Below are 12,086 nucleotides of genomic sequence, written 5' to 3'. Positions count from 1 at the left end.
AGAGAAGGCTACTCAAATTTAAACAACTTAGTTTGTTGATCTAAGTAGCTAAGTAAATCTGGCATGCGATGTTTGCCTGCCATCGATTTAATGTCTTGTGCTGCTTTGGTTAATGCTGTTCCTAATGACGTGACATATAACGGCTTATTACTTTGGCCGCGTGTCACTTCTATCACATATTGACTATTATCAGCAAAGGACTTTTTAGCAACACCAATAACAGGTATCTTTTTATCAAGGGCTTGATATAGATGACCACCTAAACCAAGCTTACCGTCATTTAAATGAACATAACCGTCAACAATAATCGCATCAATTGTATTGAGATCGACCTGAGACAATAACGCTAATATGCAAGGTAATTCACGTTGATAAAATTGACCTGATTGATATGGGGCAACATTCGATTGGTAATCAGTGACAACGGATTTTATCTCCTTGATACTATCAGTAAATTGCTCAAACAAAATACCAACGGTTTTCGCTTTATCATCCAAATAGTAAACATCTATTGCAAGTATCATTTTTTTAAATTCCTTTTTGGAGTAGAATAGCACTGCTCTCATATATCTCTCTCTATTAAAAAACAATTAGTCGTTAATTTCAAATAAATAAAAATTTAGTTCCTGACACATCTTGTTAACTATTATTTATCCAATTACGCCAGAAACATGGGCCTTTTAGATTGGATCGACACTTGGAGGTAGGAATGTATTTACTCGAAATGGCACCAAAATTTTTAGTTGCACTTATTATTTTACTTATTTATGTTAAATTATCTGGTAAAAGCCAAATAGCGCCGATGTCGCAATTAGATCAAGTCGGTAGCATGGTTATTGGTGCGTTGGTAGGAGGAACGTTACTTAATGCTAATGTTTCAGCGTGGGAATCAGCTGGCGCTGTGGCAATTTGGGCAGGACTGCTTATTTTAGTTCGATTCATCAAATCTAAAAACTCAAAATTACGCGACGCTATCGACGGTGAGCCGATACAATTAGTTAAAAATGGTCATCTACTCTCTGAAAATTTTATTAAAGCCAATCTACCGGTTAGAGATTTCGAAACGTTAATTAATATTCAAGGAATTTGCGCTTTTAATGAATTAAAACAAGTTTGGTACGAATTAAATGGATCATTAACCATTATCAAAAAAGGTGACAAAGATATCGCGGTATTAGTGATTGAAAATGGAGCTATTAGCCAAGACAATCTTGAACAATTACATAAAAGTGAAACTTGGCTTAAGCATGAAATTAAAAAGCAAGGATATAAAGATATTAAAGAAATCTTTTGTGCAGAATGGTTTGACGATAAATTATTGGTTTACCCTTATGATGACGTTCGTAAGTCAAAATCCGAGAGTAAAAAATAATGACTAAAAATGCAAAATAAAAGGGGGGGCGGGGAGAAACTCGGCCCCCCTCTTATTGGAAACTTATTACCGAAGTTGACTATCTTTACTGCCACGACGATTGTATAACATGGCGGATTTTGTCAATTGCTTATCCACCTCTTGCTGACACGCCAAACAGTATTGCACGCCGGGTAGAGCAAGTTGTCTTGCTTTTGCAATAGCATCGCCACATTCAACACAAAACTCGGCACTTGGCTTATCGTGTTTTAGTTGGCGTCTGGCAATTTCGATAGCATCAGTGATTGTGCTTTCAATTTGTTGGTTAACTGCATCATCAGATGCCCAACCACTAGCCATATTTACACCTCCTAAAAATTATATTAGATGAATAATATGGTGCTTATTTGACCAGTTTCAAGTAATATAAATATATTGTTTTGAGGGTAAGTAAGTGTTGTAATTTTAAATAAAGATCGTTTCTATTAATATCAATTAATTGGGGGTTTTTATGCAACATTATGAACAAGCAACATTTGCAGGAGGATGTTTTTGGTGTATGGTAAAACCTTTCGATAAATATGAAGGTGTCATTAGTGTGATCTCTGGTTATACAGGTGGCCATACGGTAAATCCAACCTATCAACAAGTTTGCCAAGGCCACACAGGCCATACTGAAGCGGTGCAAATTACCTTTGATCCAACGCTGATCAGTTATAAAAAATTACTCGACATTTTTTGGCAACAGATTGATCCGACTGATTCACAAGGACAATTTGCCGATCGTGGCGAGTCTTATCGTCCGGCAATTTTTTATCATAATAAATTCCAACAGCAGCAGGCGATAGCATCTAAACAAGCGTTAGAAGAGAGTAAACGATTTACTCAGCCGATTAATGTCGTTATAGAGCCGGCAACAACGTTTTATCCAGCTGAAGATTACCACCAAGATTACTATAAAAAACAACCCGAACATTATAATCGTTATTATCGCTTATCTGGACGAGCTAATTTTATTGCCAATAATTGGCAAGATAAGCCAGCAACAAAAAGTGAGTAAGCAATGCAAAGTTATCCGCAGTATAGCAGTAAACAAAAATGGATCCATTGGTCATCAGCCTTATTAATCGTGATTACTATTTTGCTACTTTTAGCTAAAGTGACAATGTCGAATATTTTAGGCGGTATGCCAATCGTTTATTTATTGCATAAATCTTTAGGAGTTGTTGTTTTGTTATTAACGGTATGGCGAATAATAGTAATTCGTAGTCAAGGTGTACCAGATGTTTTACCTAAAGAGCAAAAACTCAAACGTATATTGTCAAAATCTACTCAAGGAATTATTTATCTGTTACTGATTATTGTGCCTTTATCGGGGTATTTGATGAGTGGGAGAGATCTTAATGTTTTTGGGTTTATATCGATTCCAGCTATAGATATGCCAAATAACCTACATCAACTTTTTCATACAATGCATCTAATTGGTTCAGAGCTATTAGTAATTTTAGTGCTATTTCACATATTAGTTGCGTTGTACCACTATTTCTGGATTAAAGATAACGTATTACAGTCAATGTTAAATAACCGCGATTAATACGAATATAAAATTTCAATACTAGTTATCGCATTTATAACATAGCGTGAGGCAGATATACTATGAAAAAATCATTGAAAGAAAAGGCCATCTCAGCACTAACACCTATGCAATATCAAGTCACACAACTAAATGGTACCGAACCGCCATTCGATAACCAATATCACGCAAATCATCGTGAGGGGATCTACGTTGATATTGTTTCTGGCGAGCCACTATTTACCTCACTTGACAAGTTTGATTCAGGGTGTGGTTGGCCAAGCTTCGCCAAACCAATTAACCAACAGCAGATTGTAGAAAAAGAAGATAACAGTTACGGAATGAACCGCGTTGAGGTACGCTCGTTAGAGGCAGATTCACATCTTGGCCATGTTTTTAATGATGGACCACTGGCATTAGGAGGATTACGTTACTGCATAAATTCAGCGGCGTTAAAGTTTATACCCAAAGAAGAGCTTGAAGCTCAAGGTTATGGAGAATATTTAAGATTATTTGAATAAATTGAAATTATTTATTCATTATCTAAATAAAGGATGCAAACTATCCAAGTCAGCAGCACCGAGCTTTCAGATTTATTATTGAGTTTAATCAAGATATATAGAGGCAATTTTGCTTAATATATAGATATAGTTGGTATATAACATCTTATTTTTATATACCAACATCATTGTATTAATCAGTGATTATACCTATAGTTTATAAACTAATTATTGATAAGCTAATTTTTTCGTTTAAATAAAATATAACTGATTAATAAAAAAACTAAACTAGTTAGCATTGATCCAACAAAAGGATAAATGCCTATCACAATACTGGTTTGTGCGAAAAGATTATCGGCGATATAAAAAATAAAACCAAAACTTATACCAATAATCACCCTAACACCCATGGAGACGCTCCGTAAAGGACCGAAGATGAATGATAAAGCTAGCAATAACATAACAGCAACTGAAACTGGTTTAATCAATTTCTTCCAAAACAGCAAATCATAATATTTAGTGTCTTGACCTGACATTTTCAAATATTGTGAATATTGATAAAGTCCAGAAGCTGACAAAGATTCAGGATCAAAAGCCACTATGCTCAACTTATCAGGAGTGATATTCGTCTTCCACTGCATGTTGAGCAGATTAGTACCTGTTACTTGCTGTGGATTAGTAAGATCATTCATCTCAATTTGTGATAACGTCCACTCTCCATTTTCAAACGTGCCGCTATCAGCATGGGTAATTGATAACAACTTATTATTATCGACACTATAAATATCAATATTGGAAATTGAGTTATCGCTATTGACATGACCAATAAAAATATAATCATTATTATCTTTTGCCCACAAACTACCACGCTCAGATAATAATGAGTTACCATAAAGTTTTTCTGACCGCATATTTCGTGCGGTTTGTTCACTGATCGGGGCAACCCACTCACCTATTGCCATTGTGATTAGTACCAAGGGTAAAGCGGTTTTCATGACAGCTAAAGCAATTTTAAAACGGCTAAAGCCTGAAGTTTCCATTACAATAAGCTCGCTACGTGAAGCTAAAATTCCCAAGCCGATTAAGCCACCTAAAAGTGCTGCCATAGGGAAAAATATCTCTAAATCTTTAGGAACCATTAATAAAGAATAAAAACCAACAGACAAAGCATCATAATCAAATTTGATTCTTCTAAGCTGATCGATAAAACGGATAATTCCTGATAAACTAATTAATAAAAATAAGCAAATCCCAATGGTATTTAAAATAGTTTTACCAATATAGCGATCTAAAATCGAAAACATCGTTCTCCCCTTAAAACGCAGTAAATTTTAAACGAAGTTTACGCATAAATAAGTTATCCCAACAATTCAAAATCAAAGCCAGTAAAAAATAACCTGAATTAATCATACAAAACCACAAAGCTGGATCCAATCGTTCTTTACCTGCATTGGCTTTAACTGAGCTAGAAAGTAAAAAATAGACCAAGTAAAGCAATAATGCTGGTAAAATTTGTGCAAGTCGTCCTTGTCTTGGGTTTGAAACACTCAATGGAATAACCAAAAAAGCCATCAAAGGAACTGAAATAATTAACGTTAATCGCCAAAAAAATTCAGCTTTAGCCTTAGCTGTTGGATTTTCGTGAAGTTCCAGTAATCCTAATTGCTGAACATCCATTTTATCTTCATCAACATTGGTATCTAACTCCTTAGGTTTAATAATAGCTAAATAATTATGAAAATTAGAAATTCGGAATTCTTTTAGCTGCGCTGTTCCTTCATAGCGATTTGCATCCTCAAGAGTAATGAATTGGTTACCTTTTTTATCTTCTTCGGTTTTCCCTCTATTGGCAATAATGATAGAGGGACGTTGACTGTTTTTCGGATTGATCTGGGCAATAAATACATTATCCATCTTATTACGATCAACATTACCAATATAAATCACCGAATTGCCATCAGGGGTTTGTTGAAATTGACCTGCTAACAGACCGGCCAAACTTGGATTGATCTTGGCATTTTCGACTAATTGATCTTGTTTTATACTTGACCAAGGACCAAACCAAAGGCTATTGATCGTAGTTAATATACAGGTAATTACACAGAGAAATAGAACTACCTGATAATTAAGTCTCCTTTTAATTCCACAAGCATGCATTGCCACCATCTCACTGTCAGAATAGAGTCGTCCAAATGTCACCAATACCCCTAAGAACAGACTTAATGGCAAAATAAGATCAGCCATACTTGATACGCCCAACACTAAAAGCGGCATAATCAAATCACGAGGAATACTGCCATCAATTGCACTGGATAAAATTTTGATTAATTTTTGAGAAAAGAAAATCAGCAATAAAATAAACAGTATTGCGCCTTGCGTCTTCATCGTCTCTTTAATTAAATATCGGCGAATTATCACTCTTTTACCTATCTATCCGTCTTATAAAATCAGACTATTATAATCAGATTTGCGTTGTTTAGTTATCTTTTTGTTGCTATCGTTCAATGAACCGATAAAATGTTACTATTGACCATAAAAATCTTACAAGAGAACGCTATGCAATACACAATCAAAAACAGTACATCTATCATTAAACAAAAAGAAGAATGTTTAGTCGTTACCGTCCAAACAGGTAAAACACAATCTAACTTAATCAAAGAGATAGATCAATCAACTAATGGCATGATAAGCCAATTGATTAATTCAGGTGACATTAGCGGTGAATTGGGTAAAACGACTTTTTTATACGTTACCCCAAATTCAAATAAACAAAAAATATTAGTAGTTGGATGTGGCCAAGGCAAAAATTTTGATATCAATGCAGCCAAAAAAGTGATTCAAGCTGCTATAAAAGAGCTAACTACCAAAAAAGTTAAAAACATTTGTTGGGATATTCTAACTCTCAATTCAGCATTAAGTGGTGAAATCGCTAAGCAGTTACCACAAATTACCAGCGAATTAACCTACAGTTTTGATCAATTCAAATCAACAAAATCAAAACAACCAAACTTACAAAAAATAACTTTGCTTTATAGCGATAAACAAACCATCAACCATGTTGAAAGTCAATTATCCCAAGGGCAAATTATTGCCGATGCTATTACAAGTACCAAAAACATTGCCAACATGCCATCTAACGTCTGTAATGCCAAATATTTAGCAGAGGAGGGCGAAAGTTTAGGCAAACAATACACCAACTTAAAAGTTACCTGCTTAGGTGAGAAAGAACTAGCCGAACTTAACATGAATGCTTACTTAGCAGTTGGAAGAGGATCGGCGAACGAATCAATTATGACCGTCATTGAATACCATGGTGCGAAAGACAAAAAAGCCAAGCCTTATGTATTAGTTGGTAAAGGGTTAACCTTCGATTCAGGCGGTATATCTATTAAGCCTTCTGCTGGTATGGACGAAATGAAGTATGACATGTGCGGTGCAGCCACTGTCTTTGGTGTCATGCAAGCTGTCGCTGAATTAAAACTATCTATCAATGTGGTTGGTGTAATGGCAGGTTGTGAAAATATGCCCGATGGTAATTCTTATCGCCCTGGCGATATCCTAACAACTATGTCCGGCACCACTGTGGAAATCATCAACACCGATGCAGAAGGGCGTTTAGTATTATGTGATGTATTAACTTATGTTGAACGTTTCCAACCAAAAACGGTGATCGACATAGCCACTCTTACTGGGGCTTGTATTATTGCACTTGGTCATCATTATACTGGCGTGATGGGCAACAACCTACAACTCATTGAGCAATTGGTAAACTCGTCCAACAAAGCGGGCGACAAAGCATGGTCATTACCTATTGATAGCGACTTCCAAGAACAAATTAAATCAACCTGTGCTGACATCGTTAATGCGGGCGGTCGAGACGGTGGAACCATTACTGCTGCTTGTTTCCTATCTCGCTTCACGGAAAAATATCAATGGGCTCATCTTGATATTGCCGGTACAGCTTGGAAATCAGGAGCCAACAAAGGCGCAACTGGCCGACCGGTTGCGATGTTAATTCAATACTTACTTGATCAAAAATAAGTAGATAAACATCATGAAAAAAGTGATTTTCTATTTACTAGAAAACCCAACCCCAGCTAATGACGCTGGGGTACTATTCCAAGAAAAGCTTGCCTGCGAAAAAATTGTCGAAGCGTGGCAAAATAAACAGCGTGTGCTAGTTGCTTGTCAAGATCAAGCACAAGCCGAAAGAATCGACGAATATTTATGGCAGCTAGACACCAACAATTTTGTCCCACATAATCTAGCTGGGGAAGGTCCAAAAGGCGGATCACCTGTGGAAATCTGTTGGCCACAAAAACGTAGCAGTAATGGCTCACGCCATCTACTTATCAATCTACAAGAACAATACCCTGAATTTGCTGGCGTATACCGCGACATCATCGACTTTGTTCCTGTCGATGATCAACAAAAATCGTTAGCCAGAGAAAGATATAAAGCTTATAAAGAAGCAGGTTTTAATCTTAAAACTATTCCAATTACGTGTTGATGAACAAAAGCATTAAAAAATGACTTCAGCCTAACTAGTTTATAGAAATATGATAAAGTTAGTTTTTAAAGTAGATTTGGAATAAATACAGCGCCTATTCTTAAAATTACCTATTAAAGCATCACAATTCTTTTTTAGGGATAAAAAAATCATAAAAATCGATAACATAAAAATATATTTACAATTTATAAAAAGAGTTCGCGTAAACTCTCTTTACTCGGGCGTAATTACATTATTGAATTAGTCACCTAATAATAAAATGTCCGAAACTCATAGAACCCTAAAATTTGAGGGAGGAGCGTTTTATTACCCAAATCTTATAAATAACATACCATTATCAAAAATAATTTAATAAATTAAGAAAAATGGTATGAAAAGAATATTTTTTGTTTTATTACTCCCCGTCATATTTACAACTTTTGCTTTTGCCGAAAATTCAATACAGTGAAAAGTTGATTCATGTAAATCTATTTCTGATAAAGATCAGCGATTAGCTTGTTATGATGCAGTTTTTGATGTCTTAAGAATCATACCATGCTAATACATAACTCAATAAATTTATAAAAAATTTATTAGAACTTTTGTTATAATAACCAATTATTAATCTTAAGCCAAAAATAAAATGTTAAAAAAATTATTGGTGCTCCTCATATCTTTTTTAGCTTTAATCGGTTGCCAAGAGCGACAGAAGATTACTGCAGAAATGTTGGTAGGAACTTGGCGTTGTGAAGTTGATAATAGTCGCGGCACAAAATACGATTTTGACGGTTCAAAGTTGAGAACAATGCTACCTTATACGTTAAATAATGCTGATTATGTTGTACTTATCGGGAAAGAGGAAGAAAGACTTTTGGTGCAATCTAAATATTATCAGCTTATTGTGCCGATTTCACCTGATAATAATTACACAAAATTTAAAGGTGCCCTTGAATGTAAATCGAAATATCAAATCAACAATATCATAACTGAAATGGAGTATAAATTTATTTCAGAAGATGAATTAAAAGAGAGCTCATTTACCAAATATGAACGTTGTGATATTCAAAAATCGATTATGGAATTCAATATAGAAGCGACATGTAAACGAGTACATTAACACATATCAACTGCTTCAGTGGTTAGTTTACGAACGCCAGCCTAAAACTATCACCAATGTGCCAAGTAAGATAATCCCTGCGCCAATTAAATCAAAAGTAGACAGCTTAATATTATCTACAAATTTAAGCCAACCTATTGAAACAACAATATAGATTCCACCATAAGTAGCATAAATCCGACCGCTAGCTTCAGGGGGTATGGACAGTAACCAAGCAAATAACATTAAACATAATGCAGCTAACGCTAAAAAACAGTTGGATGCTGCTTTTTTAAACCAAACATAAACACAATAACAACCAAAGATTTTGGTTAATGCGGTTAACACAAATAGTCCAATAATTTTTATCATAAAGTATCCCTAAATTACTAATGACATTATCTTATCATAACCATTGATGTCAAACGTCTTACTATCAAGATTATTAATTTGCAATAATTTTTCGATGATAAAGTTATAATTTGTATTATCAATTCATAAAAATGATAATAAAAGTTATAGATTATAATTAGAAAAAAAGCATCATCAAAAGTGATTGTAACTCGAGTAGAAACATATATCGCTAAGAAATTTTAAGCTAATGGATAAAAGATTTATAATCGTTAAAAAAGATGAATCTGGCGATTGAAGCTATTATTGATTTTGCGATGGGCTTTTAGCTGATAAGTTTTCTCATATATCGGGAAAAGTTGTTTATGATGAATCTATTTACTCAATCAACCAACTTAATATTCTACCAAATAAACCATTCATTTTTGCGTTTCGGTTAGTAGAATTAGTAGAGTTAAATTTGGTTTAATAAAAGTTATGTTGAATCGGTTTAATGAAAATGGAACCATATAAAATTAATCTTTATTCCCAAAGAAGCTAAGCATCATTTTTGGATTATTGGTGTAAAACCACTGAAGATGAGAAAAAATCTAGTTGTATACTTGAATTAGAAGAATCAATTAGAAGACTAAAAATAAAAAAATACTAAAAATTGCATTTAACCTCTATCCTGAGGAATAGCTATTTTTCTTATTTTAAAACGTATATATTGTGGTTTAAAATTAACTACCAAATAATAAATACTTTTATAACTTAACAAATATACACTTTTCAATTACAACCCAATCTTAAAATCAATTACCTTAAAAAATTTTGTGCTGAAGTTTTAAAGCCAAAATTTATTGTATTAAAAGTAAGTCAATTTATAACAAGCAATCAGAGCTTAAAACCTGCACATTATTAGCATTAAAATCGCAATTTTAATTTATAACCTATTAATATCTTTACAATACTTAACAATTGAAACTTTAAAATGAGTTGCTGAGCTGATTTTTGTGACTATACTATGAGGGTGATCAAAAAGTGTTCAATTTGAGTGAGATTTAAATAAAAACTTAACATTAATTGGCAGGTTTATAAGAGTGAATTATAATTTTAACCATAACAATTGTTCATATCACAATATTAATTTAGTAAGTTTCAACAATCAAGATTTAGTTTTTACATTCAGTTTATTTTTCCATAAGCTTCTAAGCGTTTTCTATAAATTATTTTGTAGTTTTATATACAAATATTTTTTTTTGAAGATATTATTTGTTCTATTATTATTAATCCCTTATCATGGTCAAGCATTAACATCTATCACATCGAATTTTATTCATGGTCATTCGCCCTATTTAACCTTTGACGGTGGTCGCACTCGTGCTACTGATATCAATAGCCTTCTTTGGATAGCTTTATCAAATGGTGTTAAATTTACTCCGACAACAAATAATTCATCAACCCTACCAATTGAGTTGCCAAATGTTGGTGAAAGTTTTGCTGATATAGATATGTTAATACCAACTGATAATGATTCTATTTCACTAAATACGATTATCGGCTCACCTTATAATTATTGGGGAGATGATGATGGAGATGGTCAAGGTATAAATGGAATTTCAGTTAGCGGTAGCTTAAGTTTATCCATAGTAGATAAATATAATCAAGCTGTTGCACGTCGTGATGTATTATCAAACTGTAATGCACCTTATAAAATAACCTTAACAAGTACAGATGGAACGTTAAGTACTCAGTATGGTGTTCCTAATAATAACAACTTTAATGCTAGTAATGTGACTTACTATATTAATCCTAAAATAATTCCTGAGGTTTGCTTTGTAATGCCTTCTTTAGAAAATAGTGGAATAGTTGAAGGAATCAATTTTAGTGGTCCAGCTAATATTTGGAAGGATAAAAAGGGGTTTATTCCGCAATCTAATGACCCATCATCTTACCATTTAAATTTTCCTACTACAGGGGCTGATAAGCTGGCATTTGATTTAGAGATAGTTAATGGTCAAATTTTGAGATGGACACCGGTTAATAAAAGTAACATTATAGCTACTGTGTCTTTCAATAATGCTACTGGTTCAAGTGTTAAAGTAACATTATCAGGCCCCTCTGCTAATCTTACTCAATGGGATTTGGACTCGCCAGCGCCTATATTTAAGCCAGATTTACCACAAGTATTTGAATTATTAGGTAGGGATTATCAAAATAATATTGTTGTCAAATATGGATTTGTCTTAAAACAATGGTTTGTTAACCGAAGTACCAAAGACTATTCATATTCCAATTCATCAAGATGGTGTTCAGCGATTGGCTACAATATGCCCAAAGTAAAAGATTTGACTAATGCTGTTTGTTTGGGGCTATGGGCAGGGGATCATTGTGAAGGTTCATCCGGTGCTTTACCTGCATCAGATGGTAATTATTATAAGCGTCAAATTAATGCTGGTTTATTCTCAGAATGGGGAAATATGCCTACTTATAGCAATGCTAAATTCGGCATAAATCATTATTGGACATCAGACTCGAATGGGAATGGCGAACAGTTTGGCGTATATGCAACTGGTGGTGGTATCTTCAAATTTAACCCGAATGATAGCAGTGACACTTATAGCCACACAATTTGCGTTGCCCCTTAGTTTTTTTATTACAAGGAAATATATTAGGAAATATAAAACCAAAACAATTGAATTAATTACTGCTTAAAAAACAGTTTAACAACATGTTATTTATAG

Annotated in this window: 13 protein-coding genes; 8 read left to right on the top strand and 5 right to left on the bottom strand. The window is 33.9% G+C overall.

Features of this window, described 5'->3' with window-relative positions:
* Nucleotides 1–8: 8 nt before the first annotated feature.
* Entirely contained in the window at nt 9–566 is a 558-nt protein-coding gene (locus tag DKK79_RS07895) for an endonuclease V (protein WP_110423602.1), read from the bottom strand.
* Nucleotides 567–709: 143 nt separating this feature from the next.
* On the opposite strand from DKK79_RS07895, the gene DKK79_RS07890 reads away from it, so the two are divergent.
* Nucleotides 710–1,372 carry a DUF421 domain-containing protein gene (locus DKK79_RS07890; protein ID WP_110423601.1) on the top strand — a complete coding sequence of 221 codons (663 nt, stop codon included), beginning with the start codon at nt 710–712 and terminating at the stop codon, nt 1,370–1,372.
* Nucleotides 1,373–1,438: 66 nt separating this feature from the next.
* Here the strand turns inward: DKK79_RS07890 and DKK79_RS07885 are convergent, their stop codons facing one another.
* A complete protein-coding gene (locus tag DKK79_RS07885) occupies nt 1,439–1,711 on the bottom strand; it encodes a DksA/TraR family C4-type zinc finger protein (protein ID WP_110423600.1) in 273 nt (90 codons plus the stop codon).
* Nucleotides 1,712–1,862: 151 nt separating this feature from the next.
* Between DKK79_RS07885 and msrA the strand changes: the two genes are divergently transcribed.
* The 3 genes from msrA to msrB all read left to right on the top strand — a co-directional run bounded on the left by msrA (nt 1,863) and on the right by msrB (nt 3,445).
* The gene (gene msrA, locus DKK79_RS07880; RefSeq protein WP_034882588.1) at nt 1,863–2,411 is read left to right on the top strand and encodes a peptide-methionine (S)-S-oxide reductase MsrA; all 549 of its coding nucleotides are present in this window, start codon (nt 1,863–1,865) and stop codon (nt 2,409–2,411) included.
* Nucleotides 2,412–2,414: 3 nt separating this feature from the next.
* Entirely contained in the window at nt 2,415–2,945 is a 531-nt protein-coding gene (locus DKK79_RS07875) for a cytochrome b (RefSeq protein ID WP_110423599.1), read from the top strand.
* 62 nt (nt 2,946–3,007) lie between these two features.
* Complete coding sequence (msrB, locus tag DKK79_RS07870; RefSeq protein WP_034882586.1) at nt 3,008–3,445, top strand: peptide-methionine (R)-S-oxide reductase MsrB; 438 nt, start codon at nt 3,008–3,010, stop codon at nt 3,443–3,445.
* Nucleotides 3,446–3,663: 218 nt separating this feature from the next.
* Here msrB and lptG read toward each other — a convergent pair whose 3' ends face one another.
* Together lptG and lptF are read right to left on the bottom strand one after the other, a co-directional pair.
* Nucleotides 3,664–4,728, bottom strand: coding sequence for an LPS export ABC transporter permease LptG (gene lptG, locus DKK79_RS07865; RefSeq protein WP_034882585.1), 1,065 nt, complete (start codon nt 4,726–4,728; stop codon nt 3,664–3,666).
* A 10-nt stretch (nt 4,729–4,738) separates the two neighbouring features.
* On the bottom strand, nt 4,739–5,842 hold the full coding sequence (gene lptF / locus DKK79_RS07860) for an LPS export ABC transporter permease LptF (protein ID WP_110423598.1): 1,104 nt from the start codon (nt 5,840–5,842) through the stop codon (nt 4,739–4,741).
* A 138-nt stretch (nt 5,843–5,980) separates the two neighbouring features.
* On the opposite strand from lptF, the gene DKK79_RS07855 reads away from it, so the two are divergent.
* From DKK79_RS07855 to DKK79_RS07845, 3 genes are all read left to right on the top strand, one after another.
* Nucleotides 5,981–7,465 carry a leucyl aminopeptidase gene (locus tag DKK79_RS07855; protein WP_110424057.1) on the top strand — a complete coding sequence of 495 codons (1,485 nt, stop codon included), beginning with the start codon at nt 5,981–5,983 and terminating at the stop codon, nt 7,463–7,465.
* Nucleotides 7,466–7,478: 13 nt separating this feature from the next.
* The gene (locus DKK79_RS07850; protein WP_034882583.1) at nt 7,479–7,934 is read left to right on the top strand and encodes a DNA polymerase III subunit chi; all 456 of its coding nucleotides are present in this window, start codon (nt 7,479–7,481) and stop codon (nt 7,932–7,934) included.
* A gap of 703 nt (nt 7,935–8,637) precedes the next feature.
* Entirely contained in the window at nt 8,638–9,030 is a 393-nt protein-coding gene (locus DKK79_RS07845; RefSeq protein ID WP_181415267.1) for a hypothetical protein, read from the top strand.
* Nucleotides 9,031–9,057: 27 nt separating this feature from the next.
* On the opposite strand, the gene DKK79_RS07840 is transcribed toward DKK79_RS07845, so the two are convergent.
* Nucleotides 9,058–9,381: a YnfA family protein gene (locus DKK79_RS07840; RefSeq protein ID WP_110423597.1), complete on the bottom strand. Its 324-nt coding sequence runs from the start codon at nt 9,379–9,381 to the stop codon at nt 9,058–9,060.
* Nucleotides 9,382–10,601: 1,220 nt separating this feature from the next.
* On the opposite strand from DKK79_RS07840, the gene DKK79_RS07835 reads away from it, so the two are divergent.
* Entirely contained in the window at nt 10,602–11,990 is a 1,389-nt protein-coding gene (locus tag DKK79_RS07835) for a hypothetical protein (RefSeq protein WP_146212005.1), read from the top strand.
* Nucleotides 11,991–12,086 lie beyond the last annotated feature (96 nt).

Source organism: Gilliamella apicola (assembly GCF_003202915.1).
Lineage (GTDB): Bacteria > Pseudomonadota > Gammaproteobacteria > Enterobacterales > Orbaceae > Gilliamella > Gilliamella apicola_Q.
The sequence above is the reverse complement of the archived record's forward strand: the minus strand, read 5'-3'. Positions and strand labels throughout refer to the sequence as shown.